The organism is Flavobacterium sp. (genome assembly GCF_049240005.1).
GTDB lineage: Bacteria > Bacteroidota > Bacteroidia > Flavobacteriales > Flavobacteriaceae > Flavobacterium.
On the sequence record NZ_JBMLTK010000060.1, the window covers coordinates 1 to 17,768 of the forward strand.

Annotated in this window: 12 protein-coding genes and 1 tRNA gene; 2 read left to right on the plus strand and 11 right to left on the minus strand. The window is 41.8% G+C overall.

Features of this window, described 5'->3' with window-relative positions; translation table 11 throughout:
- Positions 1 to 683: 683 nt before the first annotated feature.
- Both ACOVQQ_RS06215 and ACOVQQ_RS06220 read right to left on the minus strand, forming a co-directional pair.
- Positions 684 to 2,873, minus strand: coding sequence for a glutamine synthetase III (locus tag ACOVQQ_RS06215; protein WP_421817429.1), 2,190 nt, complete (start codon positions 2,871 to 2,873; stop codon positions 684 to 686).
- A gap of 154 nt (positions 2,874 to 3,027) precedes the next feature.
- On the minus strand, positions 3,028 to 3,558 hold the full coding sequence (locus ACOVQQ_RS06220) for a hypothetical protein (protein ID WP_421817430.1): 531 nt from the start codon (positions 3,556 to 3,558) through the stop codon (positions 3,028 to 3,030).
- A gap of 84 nt (positions 3,559 to 3,642) precedes the next feature.
- On the opposite strand from ACOVQQ_RS06220, the gene ACOVQQ_RS06225 reads away from it, so the two are divergent.
- Positions 3,643 to 4,188 (plus strand): DUF1543 domain-containing protein, encoded by a 546-nt coding sequence (locus ACOVQQ_RS06225; RefSeq protein ID WP_421817431.1) that lies wholly within the window; start codon positions 3,643 to 3,645, stop codon positions 4,186 to 4,188.
- 63 nt (positions 4,189 to 4,251) lie between these two features.
- Here ACOVQQ_RS06225 and ACOVQQ_RS06230 read toward each other — a convergent pair.
- The 6 genes from ACOVQQ_RS06230 to ACOVQQ_RS06255 all read right to left on the minus strand — a co-directional run bounded on the left by ACOVQQ_RS06230 (position 4,252) and on the right by ACOVQQ_RS06255 (position 11,854).
- Positions 4,252 to 4,326, minus strand: a tRNA-Val gene (locus ACOVQQ_RS06230).
- Between the two features lie 322 nt (positions 4,327 to 4,648).
- Positions 4,649 to 5,641 (minus strand): transporter, encoded by a 993-nt coding sequence (locus tag ACOVQQ_RS06235; protein WP_421817432.1) that lies wholly within the window; start codon positions 5,639 to 5,641, stop codon positions 4,649 to 4,651.
- The gene (locus ACOVQQ_RS06240; protein ID WP_421817433.1) at positions 5,601 to 6,641 is read right to left on the minus strand and encodes a cytochrome-c peroxidase; all 1,041 of its coding nucleotides are present in this window, start codon (positions 6,639 to 6,641) and stop codon (positions 5,601 to 5,603) included. Before ACOVQQ_RS06240 ends, ACOVQQ_RS06235 begins: the two co-directional genes overlap by 41 nt.
- Positions 6,642 to 6,651: 10 nt before the next feature.
- On the minus strand, positions 6,652 to 7,452 hold the full coding sequence (locus ACOVQQ_RS06245) for an MbnP family protein (protein ID WP_421817434.1): 801 nt from the start codon (positions 7,450 to 7,452) through the stop codon (positions 6,652 to 6,654).
- A gap of 195 nt (positions 7,453 to 7,647) precedes the next feature.
- Complete coding sequence (locus tag ACOVQQ_RS06250) at positions 7,648 to 8,025, minus strand: hypothetical protein (protein ID WP_421817435.1); 378 nt, start codon at positions 8,023 to 8,025, stop codon at positions 7,648 to 7,650.
- 409 nt (positions 8,026 to 8,434) lie between these two features.
- Complete coding sequence (locus ACOVQQ_RS06255; protein ID WP_421817436.1) at positions 8,435 to 11,854, minus strand: methylmalonyl-CoA mutase family protein; 3,420 nt, start codon at positions 11,852 to 11,854, stop codon at positions 8,435 to 8,437.
- Between the two features lie 151 nt (positions 11,855 to 12,005).
- On the opposite strand from ACOVQQ_RS06255, the gene ACOVQQ_RS06260 reads away from it, so the two are divergent.
- Complete coding sequence (locus tag ACOVQQ_RS06260) at positions 12,006 to 12,596, plus strand: porin family protein (protein WP_421817437.1); 591 nt, start codon at positions 12,006 to 12,008, stop codon at positions 12,594 to 12,596.
- A 331-nt stretch (positions 12,597 to 12,927) separates the two neighbouring features.
- Here the strand turns inward: ACOVQQ_RS06260 and ACOVQQ_RS06265 are convergent, their stop codons facing one another.
- The 3 genes from ACOVQQ_RS06265 to ACOVQQ_RS06275 form a co-directional block, all read right to left on the minus strand.
- Positions 12,928 to 13,350, minus strand: a complete 423-nt coding sequence (locus ACOVQQ_RS06265; protein ID WP_421817438.1) for a hypothetical protein — start codon at positions 13,348 to 13,350, stop codon at positions 12,928 to 12,930.
- A gap of 401 nt (positions 13,351 to 13,751) precedes the next feature.
- Positions 13,752 to 16,904: a cytochrome c biogenesis protein CcsA gene (ccsA, locus tag ACOVQQ_RS06270; RefSeq protein WP_421817439.1), complete on the minus strand. Its 3,153-nt coding sequence runs from the start codon at positions 16,902 to 16,904 to the stop codon at positions 13,752 to 13,754.
- A 243-nt stretch (positions 16,905 to 17,147) separates the two neighbouring features.
- Entirely contained in the window at positions 17,148 to 17,768 is a 621-nt protein-coding gene (locus ACOVQQ_RS06275; protein WP_421817440.1) for an L-threonylcarbamoyladenylate synthase, read from the minus strand.

The following is a 17,768-nucleotide window of genomic DNA, read 5'->3' on the forward strand; positions in this document are numbered from 1 at the left end:
GTTTATTTTGAACGTGGTGCGGCTGCCGTCGCGTTTTCCGCTATATCTTTTGCCTACGGAACTCCGGCAAAAGGATGTCGCTCCAACCGCTAACGCGAGGATCGTGCAGAGAAAATAGTGCCTGACGGTATCGATGACCGGAGCCTGAGCTTGTCGAAGGCTTTTTTTAGAAGATAGAAGTTAGTCCCGATAGCTATCGGGATAGACTACGCGACGTTTACCACTTAACGTTTCATGTTCCCACACTGAACCCACGTATCGTCGGTGCCTGAGCTTGTCGAAGGCTAATGGTGATTTTTGTATTAAGATTTGAGTCCCGATAGCTATCGGGAAAGACTACGCGACGTTCACCACTTAACGCATCATTTTGCCCGCCTGAAGCCACAATTCGTTGGTGCCTGAGCTTGTCGATGGCCAATCTCCCAATCTTTCAATCTCGAAATCTAGAAATCTTTCCCTTGCTTAGCTTTTCCGCGCGAACGGGTGCAGCGGCATACTTTTTGGCGATTTTAATTTCCAGCGAACGTTTGCCAAAAAGATACAGCGGAACACGTGACGGCGTGAACCTCTTTGGCGTAGCGACGACTCGTTTGCCGGCGCGCCCAAAAAAAAAAAAAAAAGACTGCAAAAAAAAAGCTGCTCGAATAAACAAGCAGCTTTATAAAGATCAGTTCCCGGTATGATTAGCGCGTAAACAACAACTCTCGGTATTTGGTGAGTGTCCAACTTTCGTCGTCTACCAACAACTCGAGTTTGTCGCAGTGCTCGCGAATAACATCAAAATAAGGTTTTACCTCGTCGCAGTACGCCTCTGCCATAGCCTGTGCATCAGTTAGGGCATTTGCGCGCTTACGTGCTTCGGTCATTTGCTCTACATTGGCGTTAATGCCTGCTATGTGTCCGCTTATTTCTTTAATCAACGCAATTTGCTCACGGGCAATGTTTTCGTATTCGGCTCCGAAAATTTCTTTCAAACCTTTTACGTTTTCGATCAGTGTATTTTGATAACGAATTGCCGTTGGAATCACGTGATTACGAGCAATATCGCCCAATACGCGGCCCTCGATTTGAATCTTTTTCGTGTATTCTTCGAGCTCGATTTCGTAACGTGCCTCTACCTCAACATGATTCATAATGTTCAGTTCAGAAAACAATTCCAAAGCGGCTTTGCTTACTTTCGCTTTCAAAGCTTTTGGCGTAGTCTTGTGATTGCTCAACTTGCGTTTTGCCGCTTCTTGTTCCCAGGCATCGCTGTAGCCATCGCCTTCAAACAAAATGTTTTTCGAACCTTTGATGTATTCGCGCAAAACGTTGAAAATAGCTTCGTCTTTCTTTAAACCTTTGCCATCGATTAGTGCATCTACTTCTTTCTTGAAATCGCGCAATTGCTTGGCTACGATTGCGTTAAGCGTAGTCATGGCATTGGCACAGTTTGCCGACGAACCTACCGCTCTAAATTCGAATTTGTTTCCTGTGAAGGCAAACGGCGACGTACGGTTACGATCGGTGTTGTCGAGCAATACATCTGGAATTTTTCCAACAACGTTCAGTTTTAAATCGGTTTTTTCTTCCGGCGAAAGTTTACCATCCGAAACGCCTTCCAACTCGGCCAAAACCTTGGTAAGCTGCTGACCAATAAATACGGAAATAATGGCAGGCGGTGCTTCGTTAGCTCCCAAACGGTGGTCGTTACTTGCTGTTGCAATACTCGCACGCAATAACTCTTCGTATTTGTTTACTGCAACGATGGTATTGATGAAAAACGACAAGAACTGTAAGTTGCTCATAGGCGTTTTTCCGGGCGACAATAAGTTTACGCCGGTATCGGTTGCCATCGACCAGTTGTTGTGCTTTCCGGAACCGTTTACACCTTTAAAAGGCTTTTCGTGGAATAGTACTTTAAAATCGTGACGCTCGCCTACTTTTTGCATCACATCCATCAAAAGAGAGTTGTGATCGACAGCCAAGTTCGTTTCTTCAAAAATCGGTGCTACTTCGAACTGATTTGGCGCTACTTCGTTATGACGTGTTTTTACTGGAATTCCCAAAAGCATGCACTCTTGTTCTAATTCGCGCATATAATTCAATGCTCGTGACGGAATTGATCCAAAGTAGTGATCTTCTAATTGTTGTCCCTTTGCGGAAGTATGTCCGAGCAACGTACGACCCGTCATTAATATATCCGGACGCGAGTTAGCTAAGGCGGTATCTACCAAAAAATACTCTTGTTCCCACCCCAAAGTGGCAGTTACTTTCTTTACATTTTTATCGAAGTACTTACATACATCGGTTGCAGCTTCGTCAACAGCATTTAATGCACGTAACAGTGGTGTTTTATAATCGAGTGCTTCTCCGGTGTAAGAAATAAACACCGTTGGAATACACAAAGTAGTTCCAAAAATGAATGCCGGTGAAGTTGGATCCCAAGCTGTATAACCGCGTGCTTCAAATGTATTTCGGATACCTCCGTTCGGGAAACTCGAGGCATCTGGTTCTTGCTGTACTAATTGTCCGCCGCCAAATTTCTCCAATGGATCTGAGCCATCGTACGAAGTTTCGAAAAACGCGTCGTGCTTTTCAGCTGTCGCGCCTGTTAAAGGTTGAAACCAGTGTGTGTAGTGTGTTACACCTTTAGTTAAAGCCCATTCTTTCATGCCCATGGCAATGTAATCGGCCAGCTTACGGTCAATTTTAGTTCCGTGCTGAATGGCATCTTGTACACCTTTGTAAGCATCAGGCGTTAAAAACTGCTTCATAGCACGCTGATTGAAAACATTTAATCCGAATAAAACAGATTTTCTGTCGGTTTCTTCAAATTTTACTGGTTTGCGCGAAGACGCCTCTTGTAAGGCACGAAAACGTAGTGTTGACATAAATTTAATTGTTTTTTTGAGGATACCCCCTATTTTTATGTGGCAAATATAAGCGAATTTTATTTTTTCGCATTTACACCCCTAAAAAATTTACAATTTCTTATTGCAAAAAAAAATCCGCTCGAAAGCGGATTCTTATAAATGTATGTTGACCTTAACGTTGTTTCTGTGGAAGAATGGTGACGTTTTGATCGTTGATACCATATCCGGCAATGGTTTCGTAGTAATCATTGTGGTCAGGTCTTGCAACCCCTCTACTGAAAAAGCCGGGAATAATTACGATTCGGAAAACGCGATTATTAAAAAACGCATTTGCGTCTGGAGTAGTCGTTAAATCAAAATTACCATCTACGAAAATACTGAAGTCTTCACGGGTAAAATCGTAATTAAATTGCATGATTCTATCGTCTCCAAAAGGAAAATAAACTTGCGGTAAGAGTTTCCAAACGTCTAATCCGTTTTCAACGCCAGAAAGTTCGTAAACCAACACATTATCGGAAGCGAAAATGGCTGGATTTAAATCGTAAAATACGCGATATTCGTTTGCAGGAGTAAATGTTCCGTTAACTTCAAAAACCTCACTTTCGATATTGGTTCCTGGAGGTCCGGCTGGCCCTGGATCGCCTTCGCAGCTTGAAAATAACGCTACGCTTAGTATACTCAGTGTAAAAAGTAGTTTTTTCATAATCTTTCGTTTTTTGATGTAAAAATACCTAACCAAAAATCAAACCATTTATTATACTTTGGCATACTTTTTTAAAGTTTTACTATGAAAAATCCATTTATATACCTTTTTCTTTTGGGAGGAACACCAAACGGCCGACTCATTGAGCAGCACGATCTGTTTTTTGGTATCGCAGAAAAACCCCAAGATTTGAAAACCGCGATAAAAAATCATTGGCCAGAGGCGGGAAAATCACTTCATATCGATGGCTATCTTAAAATGCACGTCGTTTCGGGATTTTCCATTAAAGTAAGTACCCAACCAGCCACAACCGATTTAAAATTATTTGTTTTTAATTTAGGAGGATACAAACCCGGTGTTTTTACCGAATTTCACGATTTGAAAATTGTAATAGCAAAATCGTTAGCGGAGGCGACGGCACGGGTTAAAAAAGACCTCTTCTTTACGGATTACAACGCAAAAGGTGCGCCTGCTCATGTAGACGACAAATATGCACTCGACATCGACGAAGTTTTCCAGGTTAACGAACATCTGAAAGCGCTGTATCCAGATTTTACGATCGACATCACACCCACCGATTCGCCAGCAGATGAACTTATTTTAGGCTACCTCCCTATCGATAAGTTTTAAAGATTTGCAGCAGTAAAAAAGGAAAAAAGCTCCCGTTGAGGAAGCTTTAGAGATTGAAAAAAGTGGGCGATACTGGGTTCGAACCAGTGACCCCTACCTTGTCGAGGTAGTGCTCTGAACCAGCTGAGCTAATCGCCCTTTTTGTGGATTGCTTGTATAGCATCGCAAAAATGAGAAGAAATACCGATGTAACAAAACTTCGCAGTTACTTTTACATCGGGAAAAAGCAACTGCGAATTCTTGTTTCTGATTACCAAGTACTTTGCATACAATCTGAGTTTGATTAAAAATCATCATCAAATCGCTGCCTATAATAAAACTAACAATCAGATTGTTTTTTAAACCAGCTAATCCTAAAAACGAATGCTTGTAACGCTAAATTTCTGTGCGATACTACAATCAGCCTCGTAATCAGCCATTTATATGTTTTCTGACTTTAGTTTTAGAATAGAACTTAGGTTTAAAGAATTAAATTCAAATGCACACTCAAACGTTCGTGTGCTCGAACCTTCCCATTATTTAAGTACTGTGCGACAGGCAACATGGCCGAAAAGCCTGCATTGATCCATTTTCGGGAAACGTCGAATCCGGCTCGTGCAAAAACAACCCGACCAGAGGTATCATCTACACGAGAACGGCGACTGTAATTCGACTCAAAAAATTCAGCAGCCACGCCCATTTGCGGTAACATTTGCCAATGCGAAATAGTTACTTTGCGATAAGCAATAGCTGCCAAATTGGTTTGATTTCCAAATCGATATCGGCGTTCGTTTTCCGTTTTAATTAAATACGAGGCCATTACATTGACACCGCTCTTTTGATACTCGAATACATATTCTCCAAGAATAGTGAAATCAAAACTACCTGTTCCCAACTGAAAAGCCGGATTAACCGTGTTGCTGTTCGCTTGATCAAATTCGCCTGTAGGCAACTTGATTCCCAAACCGCCGTGAAAACGATGCGATTTAGTTTTGGCTTCGTTCTCCGAAGAAAAAAGTTTGTATAAAGCATTAATGCTTACATCTCCCAAACCTGTGCGGGTTTGTACTCCCGTAGCGGTTTCTCGGTTGTGATGTTGCCACGGAACTTGTGCAGTAAGTTCTAGTTTAGTACTGATTCGAAAACGCGTCCAAATCTGGTACGTTCTAAACTGCTCTAATCGCCAGGGCGAGTTGGTGTACAATCGATCGTTACTTTCATACCGCTGATACATGCTGCGAACACCTAAAAATGAGTTTTCTCCCACAGTAGAAAAACCCATACTGCCGCCACTTGCCGAACAACCACAGGCGTCGCACAACAGTCGCTGACTTGTAAACGCAGTTGAAAATGTCCGTAAACTGTCGGTTACGGTTATTGCATGTAGTGAAAACGAAATGAAAAGTAAAATCAGTACCCCAGTAAGATTCGCGTTAAAACGGCGCAAATCGACTGTCGGTAAGAAACTTCTCATCCGTCAACGTATTTAAAAATGCGGTTAGTTGCGCTCGTTCTTGTGTAGATAATGGAATGCCAGTAACTAAACTCGGATCTAAATTCTGCGTTTGCTGAATTCCTGAGTGGTAATGGCTGTAAACGGCATCGAGTGTCTGAAATCGGCCATCGTGCATGTACGGTGCCGTTTTCGCTATGTTTCGCAAACTCGGAACCCGAAAGGTGTATTTATCCGTTTCGACTTGCGTACTGCGAAACTTCCCAAGATCGTTCACAAACGGATTAATCGCTAGTCCGTTGTTTCGAAACGACTGATCCGTAAACAAGCTCCCGGCGTGACAGGAGGCACATTTTTGCTGAAATACTTCGTAACCAGATTCCTCATCTGCAGTTAGTGTAACACCGTCTTCGGCACGTTGCCACTTATCGAATTTACTGTTTGAAGAAACCATAAGCGACATAAACTGTCCGAGTGCTAACAACATTTTTTCTGTTGAAATCTGCTCGTTGGGAAACGCTTGTTCAAATAAATGTTTGTACTCCGAATCGGTTCCAAAAAGTGACAGCATTTGCTGAAAATTGCCGTTCATTTCAATTTCAGAAGTTAAAGCAACTACTGCTACTAAATCGAGATGATCTACCGAACCGTCCCACATAAAGCTGTCGTAAAATCCAAGGTTTTGGATCGGCATCGTATTTCGTGTCCCGATTTGTTCGTTTACGCCATGGCTTACACTATGACCGTGGTGTGTGAAAGCAGCCGCTTGTTCGTGGCAAAATCCGCAAGAAACAACACCATCAGAAGATAAACGACCGTCGTAAAACAACTTACGCCCGAGTTCAAAACCTGCACGCGTAGCTGGATTCGCAGCATAATCGTAGGTAGGTGCCGGAAAATTCGCGGGTCTTTGAAAGCTCAGATCAATCTCCGTGTACGAATCATCATCCGAACCACAACTACTTAACAGACCTACTGCCGTGGCAATAAAAATACTTGCAATCCTTTTTGAAAGGCGCATTTTATCTGTTTTAATCATTGTGTACGTGATTTACCTGAAACGCTTGAGAAACGTTTGTTGTGACTTCACCTAAAATCGCACCACCCATAATCATAGCACCGAGTCCTGTAGCACTATTTTCTTCCAAGCTAATAGCATTTGGTCCTTCTAAAATCCGTTTCGCATCGGCAAAAATGTGAACCTGAGGCGTCACTGAAGTTCTTACTGTAGCAGCTTCGGGTAAAGTTAGCGTTGTTTCGGTGTAATTATAGGCAATGCCCGTTCTTCCTGTATGCACCATAAAGGTCTCGGCATCAGTTACTGTTGGCGTCGTAAAAGTACCTTCGTAAACTAAAAACTTATATCCTGCCGACCAGCTCCAAAGCATACTTGCTGCTTCTGCTACGGCTAAAAAATTGCCTTGTCCGGCAGCTCCAAGGTTAAACTGCTCTTGATCAACGCCTATACCAAAGGTTACCGATACGTAATCCCCAGCAGGTATATTTTCCAGCCTTACCAACTGGGTTTGCACATTACTTTCGTCAATTAAAAAGTACGAATCTGCTTTTGGATAGGTAAAAGCCGTACCGTCGGCTTTTGTGAGTCGAATGTTGCTAATAATGTACTTTAAGTCGTTTACTCTTAGTACTTCGCCATTCGACATGGTGTTGGGCTGTGTTCGTAAAATTAAGTCGGCACCTCCAAAAACTTGATCGAATTCTAAGTTGAGCTTCCCGGTTCCGCTAACAGCATCCTCAGATGAAGAGCAAGAAGATAAAAAGGTGAGTAAAAAAAGGCTAAAAACAATTCGATAATTATATAAAAAGTTCATTTTGAGTTCTTTGATGTAAAATTTTAAGAAATAGTTGTGAATGCAGTGCAAGATAAAATAAAAAACATATTAGCTGAGCGCTTAGCATAATTATCTTCAGTTACTTCCAGAGAACAACTTTGTAAAAATTAGGAAAGTGCAGCATTGATCGACCTTCACTGCGGTAGGATCGACACTAAAACTTGTTAAAAAAAATTAGCGGACGTTTGGTGGTGGAATCACGATGCTGCTGTAACCCGACAAAATTGACTGCCTTACTTGGGCAAAGTTTGCTCTGTCGACGGTTTGTAAGTGGTCGAATGCAGCCGACATGGGCTTTTCCAGTAATGATGAAACCCATTCTAAGATATGCTTTACTTCTTTCTTAGAAGAATCTTTAGCCGACTTCTCTTCATCAACTTCCTTCGCTAGCTCTTTAGCAAGATGACATTTACCATTACACGACAACTGCGGTTTCTCTCGGTTGATACACAGATTTTCGACAATGTACTGGTAATTCAAAACATACGTAAAAAGTGGAAAAACCGGCTTAAGCAGGAACAAAATACCGAGAATACACGCACACTTTTTCACGGCACAAAAATACTTGAAGACGCTATAATTCGACTAGTGTTTTTCTTCTTTTTTTGGGCAAATCCCGCCACAAAGTGCTTAAAAACGTGCGTTCGACATAAAAATCTACGTTAGAACGCTTAAAATGTGGTTTTTAGATAGACTACGAAAAATTTGCCACAGCATTTTTTTAAAGCTAATCATTTAAACAGTCGCTTACCGCGTTGTATTATTTTGAGATACCTCGGTATCCCAAAGAAAATACGCCTTGTAATCAACTATTTAAATGATTTCTAACTTTAATTTTTATATCGAACTCACGTTTAAACAAAAAATCTGTGGCGGGTCGGGCTATTGCTAATAGTCCTCGCTTGCCGCCCGTTGGGACGCCAAGCTGTGGGCTATCACGCGCTATCCCTTTTGCAGAGTTTTACATATTTCTTCGGTATTGTCCGCCTACTTCAAAAAGTGCCGAGGTAATTTGTCCCAGAGAGCAATACTTCGTAGCTTCCATCAATTCCTCAAAAATGTTTCGGTTGTTAATTGCTGCTTGTTGTACACGTTCTAAGACTTCTGAAACCTGAACCTGATAACGCTTGTGCAGTTCTCCTAACATGTGAATCTGGTACGCTTTTTCTTCTTCGGTAGCTCGTATTACTTCCGCTGGAATAACCGTAGGCGAACCTTTCGAACTCAAAAACGTATTCACACCAATAATCGGGAATTCTCCTGTGTGCTTTAACGTTTCGTAATACAAACTTTCTTCCTGTATTTTTCCGCGTTGGTACATGGTTTCCATAGCACCTAAAACTCCGCCACGCTCGGTAATACGGTCGAATTCTTGCAAAACAGCTTCCTCCACTAAATCCGTTAATTCTTCGATAATAAACGAACCTTGAATCGGATTCTCATTTTTCGCTAAACCTAATTCTTTATTGATAATCAATTGAATTGCCATTGCTCGACGAACCGATTCTTCAGTCGGCGTTGTAATCGCTTCATCATACGCATTCGTATGCAATGAGTTACAATTGTCGTAAATCGCGTACAGCGCTTGTAAAGTGGTTCGGATGTCGTTAAAATCGATTTCCTGCGCATGTAACGAACGACCCGAGGTTTGGATATGATACTTCAACATTTGCGAACGTTCGTTAGCACCGTACTTATCGCGTAGTGCTTTTGCCCACAATCGGCGCGCTACACGCCCAATTACCGCATATTCCGGATCGATACCGTTACTGAAAAAGAACGATAAGTTTGGCCCAAAATCGTTGATGTCCATTCCGCGGCTCAAATAGTATTCCACGTAAGTGAAACCATTTGCGAGCGTAAACGCCAACTGCGTAATGGGGTTGGCACCCGCTTCGGCAATATGATAACCAGAAATCGAAACTGAATAAAAGTTACGAACCGATTTCTGTATGAAATACGACTGCACGTCGCCCATTAATCGGAGCGCGAACTCCGTTGAAAAAATGCAGGTGTTTTGTGCCTGATCTTCTTTCAATATATCTGCCTGAACCGTTCCGCGAACTTGCATCAAGGTTTTGGCTTTAATTTCCTCGTACACGTTGGCAGGCAATACCTGATCGCCTGTTACTCCGAGCAGCATCAAACCTAAACCATCGTTTCCTTCCGGTAGAGTTCCTAGGTAACGCGGACGTTCGCAACCCGATTCTTTGTAAATCGCTGCAATTTTTGCCTCAACCTCAGCTTCTAATCCGTGTTCTTTGATATACAACTCGCATTGCTGATCGATCGCGGCATTCATAAAATAACCCAACAACATCGGAGCCGGACCATTGATGGTCATACTCACCGACGTTAACGGATGCACCAAATTGAATCCGCTGTATAATTTTTTAGCGTCGTCTAGACAGCAAATAGAAACTCCGGCGTTGCCAATTTTTCCGTAAATATCCGGACGTAAATCCGGGTCGTTTCCGTATAAAGTAACACTGTCGAAAGCTGTTGATAAACGTTTGGCTGGCATACCTGCAGATACGTAATGAAAACGCTTGTTGGTACGTTCAGGACCGCCTTCGCCGGCAAACATCCGCGACGGATCTTCCCCTTCGCGCTTAAACGGATATAAACCCGAGGTAAACGGAAACTTTCCAGGAACGTTTTCTTGCAATTGCCAACGCAGCACATCGCCCCAAGCTTCGTACTTCGGCAAAGCCACTTTTGGTATTTGCGTATGGCTTAACGACTCAGTATGCGTAGCAATGTTAATTTGCTTGTCGCGCACCTTAAACGAATACACCGGATTTTTGTACTGCGCCTGTACGTGTTCCCAATCGCGAATGAGCTCCCAGTTTTTGCCTTCCAAAAGCATTTTCACTCGATCGAATTCTTTGTACAATAAATCTAATAATTCGGCATTTTCGGAACTGGACGTTATAACTTCCAGACCGTTTTTCTCTAATTTAGGTCGCTTGTGCGCAACGGTTTCTATGGTTTTAAAGATGCCGTATAGTTTTTGCGCCAATTCCGATTGCAATAAGGTACGTTCGTCGTATTTGCGGTTATTCTCGGCAATTTCACTTAAATAACGTGTTCTGTGTGGCGGAATCACGTAAATTTTCTCGCTCATTTCGCGTGTAATCTCAAAGCTTGATTCCAGCGAAGCGGCAGTTTTTTCATGCAGCTTGTCCATAATCGCTTTGTACAAGGCGTTCATTCCCGGGTCGTTAAATTGCGAGGCAATAGTGCCAAAAACAGGCATGTCGTCCGGATTTACATCCCATAAATTGTGATTGCGTTGGTACTGTTTTTTCACATCGCGCAAGGCATCGAGTGCTCCGCGTTTATCAAATTTATTGAGCGCAACCAAGTCTGCGAAATCGAGCATATCGATTTTCTCCAGTTGTGTTGCTGCACCAAACTCAGGTGTCATAACATATAGCGACACATCGGAATGATCCATAATTTCGGTATCCGATTGTCCGATGCCGCTGGTTTCGAGAATAATCAAATCGTAGTTTGCCGCTTTTAATACTTCGATGGCTTCGGCTACGTACCTGGATAACGCTAGATTCGATTGACGTGTGGCAAGAGAACGCATGTAAACGCGCGACGAATTGATGGCATTCATTCGAATACGATCGCCGAGCAGTGCACCGCCGGTTTTTCTTTTACTCGGATCAACCGAAATAATTCCCAGAGTTTTATCTTTAAAATCTACAAGAAAACGGCGTACCAATTCATCGACCAACGACGACTTTCCGGCTCCGCCCGTTCCGGTGATTCCCAAGACGGGAACTTTCGAAGTTTTATTTTGCTCGCGAATTTCTGACAAGGCTGCTGCAGCAGTTTCTGGAAAATTCTCCGCTGCTGAGATCAGACGGGCAACGGCAGTTGTTTTTTTAGCGGGTAAATCTTTTAATTCACCGTTAAGTTTATCGCCGATAGGAAAGTCGGAACGTTGCACCAAATCGTTAATCATGCCTTGAAGTCCCATAGCGCGACCGTCGTCTGGCGAGTAAATTCGCGTAATGCCGTATTGGTGGAGTTCGGCAATTTCCGACGGCAGAATAACACCGCCACCACCGCCAAATATCTTGATATGACCCGCACCTTTCTCTTGAAGCAAATCGTACATGTATTTAAAATACTCGTTATGACCGCCTTGATACGACGTCATAGCTATCGCGTTAGCATCTTCTTGTATTGCGGTATTCACCACTTCTTCCACAGAGCGATCGTGCCCAAGGTGAATTACCTCAACACCCGTTGCCTGAATGATTCGGCGCATGATGTTTATCGCCGCGTCGTGCCCATCAAATAGTGAGGCTGCAGTTACAATTCTTACTTTATTTTTTGGTTGATACGGTGCTTGTTGTTCCATGCTTTAAGAGCCAATTTTTTAGTCGTGCAAATCTACCATTTTTTAGAAAGAAATCGTTTGCGTAGTAGAATTCCACCGAAAAGAATAATTAACAATTTAAATACAATGCGAATAGTAACTTTGTGAAAATTAAATTTAAAAATAAAAAGTTATGAGAAAGTTTTTTGGTTTTGTGGCAGTGCTAATGATTTCGGGAGCATCCGCGCAAATAAATTCAAAAGGAACGGTAGAGTTAGTTCCATTAGTGGGTTATTCTTCGGCAAATTATTACGGGGATATCACTACGGCAAATTCAGAAAAAAGTGGTGTTAATTTTGGAGTGGCTGCCGACTATTACTTCAATGATCAATGGAGTTTAAGAAGTGGAGCGTTCTATCAAACTATGGGAACTCAATTCGGAGCAGATGAAGATCGCTTAAAATATGTGACTATACCGGTAAATGCCAATTGGCACTTTAGTAAAAATAGAAGATGGAATTTAAACTTCGGTCCTAGTTTTGGCTTTTTAAGTAGTGCCGAAAGTACTATTAACGGTGTGAAGATCGATTTGGATGGATTTGTAGAAACCTTTCAACTAGGCTTGAACATTGGTATTGGATACAAGATCGAAATTTCGCAGAAATTCAGCTTATTGATCGATTATCAAGCAATGGCTGGATTAACTAAAGTTGCTGACTTCGAAAATGTCGATCTTAAAAACACATACGGCAGTTTAAACGTAGGCGGCGTATTAAAATTGTAATTGGTTATTCTTGTAATCAATGCACTTTCATAGATAACGATTTCCCGCAGCCCGGATAGAGGCGGCATCCTTTTTGAGGCGCGAAGCAGAACAAAAAGATACAGCCGAAAGCCGGATAAGCTGCCAAAAAAAATATAAAGTGCTCTCAACTATTTTTTATTTGGGCGGCAATTCGCGCTGTTCGTTGCAATAAAAGCTGTCAGCGGTAGTTTCGGCTACGTTTCGCAAAGCTTCCGTTGGTCGCTTTACTCAAAGTGCCTAAACAAACCGCTGCCTCGCTTTTATTTTCACTGCCATCACGGCCGCGAGCGATAGTGCTTCTAGAAAAAGCTTACTGCGGTGGAAAATTTGCTGCTTTTAACTGTGCAATATCTTGCGAACTGCCATTAACTACGGTAATACTTTCGCCATCGGTATTCGCATTTATGAGTGTATTGTTTGAATCGGAAGAAAAGTTCACGAACAATCGATCAATTCCTTTACACCAAGGCGCTCCCGGACCATCTGGAGATAAATCAGCACTTTGCCACAAGCCGTTATAAATGAAAGGCGTTTGCCCGCTTGGAACGGGATACGTATTTTTTGTTCCGTTAACAGTAACTTCTAGATTGCCGCTCAAAATGGGCCAACCAGCGCAGGTTCCGGAACCCATAACTTGAATTGAATCGCTAAAAGCTCCGGTTTCTAGGTTTAGATCGTACTGCGTTTGCGAACTTTCCGAATAGAAGGAGTAGGTTGCTTTTAAATTTGACATAATTTATAGATTTTAGGATTTCCTACTCGTAAGGCTTTTCGGTTCCACCTCTCGTTGTTGGTATTGTACGAGAACAATCGCTAGCTGGTACGCTGAGAAACCTAGCAGCTAACTGAGCTAAAAGTAGAAAATCAGAATAGCTAAAAAATACCTACTTATAGGTATTTTTTTAAGTTGCTAAAAATTTATGTGGATTAGAATATAGACCAACAACGTTTTTCTATATGACTGATTTACATATTATTACAACGCTTTTTTTTTAAGAAATGCTATTAAAAAACTGCTTTTTAAGTAGTAACAAAACTTGCTGAATGGAGTTAAAAAAGCGACATACAAATAAAAGACTGACCTTCCGCTTTATTGATTTGCAAGACTGAAAACAAGTAAAAGCACTAATGAAGCTACTTCGAAGCGCTCACTTTGTAATACTTTCGGTATTTAATCCAAGCAAATCCGGCCAGTATCATAATAGCTGCGAATGAATAATAAGCTTCAACGGGAGTTACTACTTTATCGCCACTTGCGTAAGAATGTAGTCCGGTGAGATAGAAATTCACTCCAAAGTACGTCATCATAATCGAGTAAAACGCGAGTACACTCATTAAGTTGTAAATCCAAACGCCGCGCAACGCAGGCACAAAGCGCGCATGAATTACAAAAGCATACACCATAATACTAATCAAGGCCCAAGTTTCTTTTGGGTCCCAACCCCAATAACGACCCCAACTTTCGTTTGCCCATTGCCCGCCGAGAAAGTTCCCGATGGTAAGCATAACCAAACCAATTGTGAGCGCCATTTCGTTGATGTAGGTTAGTTCTTTGATGTGCAAATTCATTTTCACCTTGTTTTTTGCTGTCGTGCAAATCATCAGGATGAGCGTTACCAAACCTAAAATCATACCCAAGGTAAACGGACCGTAACTTGCCACAATTACAGCTACGTGAATCATCAACCAATACGAATTTAAAACCGGCACCAAATTTCCGATAGCTGGATCAGTCCAACTCCAATGGGCTATCATTAAAATCATGCTGGCAACAAAAGTTCCGGATGCAACGGTAAGCTTCGATTTACGATCGAACGCTAAAGTGAAAAACATGGTTGCCCAACCAACGTAAATAACCGATTCGTAACTATTACTCCACGGCGCGTGACCACTGATATACCAACGGGCAATTAAACCCACTGTGTGCAAAACAAACAACAGCGCGGCCAAAATGTGAAATACGTTAATCACATAGTTAATCCATTTTTTGTTGGCTAGAATGTTTACAATCGCGAAAAGCAACATCAGAATGCCGGTGAGCATGTACATCCAGAATAAATTCTTGAAGATATCGTATTTGTTGTATGCAATTTCAGCGTCTATTTTATCGTCGGATGGTCGCACGCTGGCGCCAAATTTCTTTTGATAATTTTCCATGCCGTTTACCAAGGTATTGGCGTAGGTATAATTGCCCGTCTCCGCTCCTTTTGCCAGCGAGGTCATGTAGAGTGGCATGATACTTTTAATGGTGTCGAGCGAGGTCCCGGTAGGTTGGTGCACTTCTAAGAAACTCACCCACTTATTGTTTTTATCTTTTGGAAACGGGAAAATGCGCAAAATACCGCCGCTCAAAGCCGAATTAAGCAAATTCACTTTTCGATCGGTTTCGATAAAATCTTTCTGAAATTGGTTTGGAATAGCTGCTTTGTACGCCGCATCGAGATAGGGCGCGAGTTTGTAATTACCTTCTTTGTCAAAAAATCGGCGGAAACTTACAAGCTTTTCTCCCGGTTCTACGCCAATAATTTTGCGAATACTGTCGTTACCTCTTTTAATGTAGATAAACGGAACTTCAAACCACAATCGCGGATACTGCGTCATGGACAAAAAAACCTGATCCGAATTATAGCCTTTATAGTGATCGCTTTTACTAACTTTTCGCAACAATTCCGACGAAAAAGTATTGATTGGCTTCATACGTCCGCCTTCATCTTGAATAATGAGTCGGCCAAAACGTTCGGCATGCGCAACAGGCGGAATATTCTTTGCCAGTATCGAATCTATTTGCTGTAAACTCAAAGTTTGCTGATGCTCGTGCTGTGAAAAACCAGAAACCGAAACAAGTAAAATTAGTACCGTAAGTGCGGCTTTCTTGGCTTTTATTTTCTCTAATTTCATTTTCAAATCGGCAAAGCGCGTGTTCTTTGTGAATAAAATAAGCATCATCGCTAGATACAGTATAAAGTAACCAATGTAGGTAATCCAAGTTCCAAAAAAATCGTGATTTACCGATAAGACGGTTCCTTTTTCGTCGGGATCAAACGATGCTTGGAAGAAACGATAGCCGCCGTAATCCAAAATATGATTCATATAAATGCGTTCGTCGAACTTCTTCGCACCATCAATAACGGTTACTTTCGATTCGAACGACGAATAACTCTTTTCAGTTCCGGCGTATTTTTCAGCGATAAAATCATTGAGTTGAATTTTAAACGGTAATTGGTAAACTTTACTTCCGTAGAAGAGCGTAAAATCTAAATCGCCCAGCTTAAAACTTTTGGGTTCACCTTGCTTGCCCTTCCCTCCTACCAAGGTTACGGTTTCGGTTTTTCCGTTTGTGGTAACGTTAACAATCAGCGCATCATCGGTATTTTTATCTTCCCAATCGTTATTCGATTCGTAGGTTTCCACACCTTTAATGGCAGGTTCTGGAAATACAAACTGACTTCCACCCACGTTATATAACGAACGAAGCATTAAATCGGCCGTGGTATTCGGAAGTACTTTTCCTTGCATTTGATCGGCCATACGCATAAACGTACCGTCGAAAGGTGTCGCTATTTTCAAGCCGTTAGCATCGCCGCTGATGTTAATGGCTCCAGCTGTTTCTTTATTAAAAGCAAAAAGTAAATTGTGAATATTTTGCACCGAACCTTCTTTCAGATAATGCTCGTGACGTTCGCCATTTCCTGCCTCTACTAATTTCAAATACAAAACGCCGTTGGGATCGGGCTTTATGGTCGATTTGGCGTTCATGATGTAATTCACGTAGGTAATTTCGAACGGCTTTCCTTTAAAATCGTCCGAAATGCTGAAGTCGTTGTCGGTAACCATGCTCAGAAGTAGTGGTTCTTCGATGGTTTTACGTTTAAATTCGCCTTGAAATTCGCCATCCACAAAAGCGGTCAGGTACGTTCTGTCTGAAAGAATTTCGTTTGATGCTGCGCCTTCGCGAATCGGCATAACGCCTTCGTAACTGATGTAACGCGTAACGGCAGCACCGATGATGATTAAAATAAACGACAGGTGCAAGGATAGGGTCACCCATTTTTCGCGCTTGTACAGTTTATAGCGTTTGATGTTTCCGAAAAAATTCACCAAAAATAACAAGTGAATCAGCTCAAACCACCAGGCGTTGTAAATCCAAATACGCGCCGTTTCAGTGTTGTAGCCACTTTCTACAAAGGTTCCTATGCCCATGGCCACCGCATACGAAATAAACAAAACGGCCATTAAACGCGTAGAAAATAATATATCGAGCAATCTTTGGGAAAGAGATTTTGCCATAATGTGGTATCGCTTTTTTTTGCGCGGCACAAAATTACGCAATAAACACAGCTTTACCGTCGTAGATTATTCTTAGAATTTAGTTAAAGCAGAAAATTTTATTGATACTGTTTAAAATTTACAGCTCAATTTTTATGCGATTGTATTAACTGAGTAAGGTCAATTGAATTTTCCGCAATTATATTTTTAGGGAAAGTTAATTTTGGGAGCGTTTTCGAAAGTGAATTTCTTGCAGACGAAGCGCTAGATAATTGAAATATCGCCTTTTCCTTCACGAACAACAAAAGGTTCGCGACCACTCGCATCGATGATGGTTGAAGGCATGTTATCACCATAACCGCCATCGATTACTACATCGACTAAATTTTGCCACTTTTCGAAGATGAGTTCCGGATCGGTGGAATATTCAAGAACCTCATCATCGTCGTGAATTGATGTGGAGACAATTGGATTTCCGAGCTGACGCACCAATTCAAGCGCAATTTCGTTATCCGGTACGCGAATACCAACGGTTGTTTTCTTCTTAAACTCTTTTGGCAAATTGCTGTTTCCGGGCAAAATAAAGGTGTACGGACCCGGTAAGGCGCGTTTCAATAACTTAAACGTTGCCGTATCAATTTGTTTAACGTAATCCGATAAATTACTCAGATCGCAACAAATGAAGGAAAAGTTCGCTTTCTCGAGTTTAATACCTTTAATTTTTGCGATACGTTCGAGTGCTTTGGAGTTGGTTATATCGCAGCCTAAACCGTAAACTGTATCGGTTGGATAAATCACCAAACCGCCGTTTTTTAGTACATCAACTACTTTCTTAACGGCAGCAGGATTCGGATTTTCGGGATAAATTTTAATGAATTGTGCCAT

Bases quoted from the DNA above. Each gene is read 5' to 3' on its own strand.
- ACOVQQ_RS06215 (WP_421817429.1), bottom strand. From the start codon at position 2,873: ATGTCAACACTACGTTTTCGTGCCTTACAAGAGGCGTCTTCGCGCAAA.
- ACOVQQ_RS06220 (WP_421817430.1), bottom strand. From the start codon at position 3,558: ATGAAAAAACTACTTTTTACACTGAGTATACTAAGCGTAGCGTTATTT.
- ACOVQQ_RS06225 (WP_421817431.1), top strand. From the start codon at position 3,643: ATGAAAAATCCATTTATATACCTTTTTCTTTTGGGAGGAACACCAAAC.
- ACOVQQ_RS06235 (WP_421817432.1), bottom strand. From the start codon at position 5,641: ATGAGAAGTTTCTTACCGACAGTCGATTTGCGCCGTTTTAACGCGAAT.
- ACOVQQ_RS06240 (WP_421817433.1), bottom strand. From the start codon at position 6,641: ATGCGCCTTTCAAAAAGGATTGCAAGTATTTTTATTGCCACGGCAGTA.
- ACOVQQ_RS06245 (WP_421817434.1), bottom strand. From the start codon at position 7,452: ATGAACTTTTTATATAATTATCGAATTGTTTTTAGCCTTTTTTTACTC.
- ACOVQQ_RS06255 (WP_421817436.1), bottom strand. From the start codon at position 11,854: ATGGAACAACAAGCACCGTATCAACCAAAAAATAAAGTAAGAATTGTA.
- ACOVQQ_RS06260 (WP_421817437.1), top strand. From the start codon at position 12,006: ATGAGAAAGTTTTTTGGTTTTGTGGCAGTGCTAATGATTTCGGGAGCA.
- ACOVQQ_RS06265 (WP_421817438.1), bottom strand. From the start codon at position 13,350: ATGTCAAATTTAAAAGCAACCTACTCCTTCTATTCGGAAAGTTCGCAA.
- ccsA (WP_421817439.1), bottom strand. From the start codon at position 16,904: ATGGCAAAATCTCTTTCCCAAAGATTGCTCGATATATTATTTTCTACG.
- ACOVQQ_RS06275 (WP_421817440.1), bottom strand. From the start codon at position 17,768: ATGGCACAATTCATTAAAATTTATCCCGAAAATCCGAATCCTGCTGCC.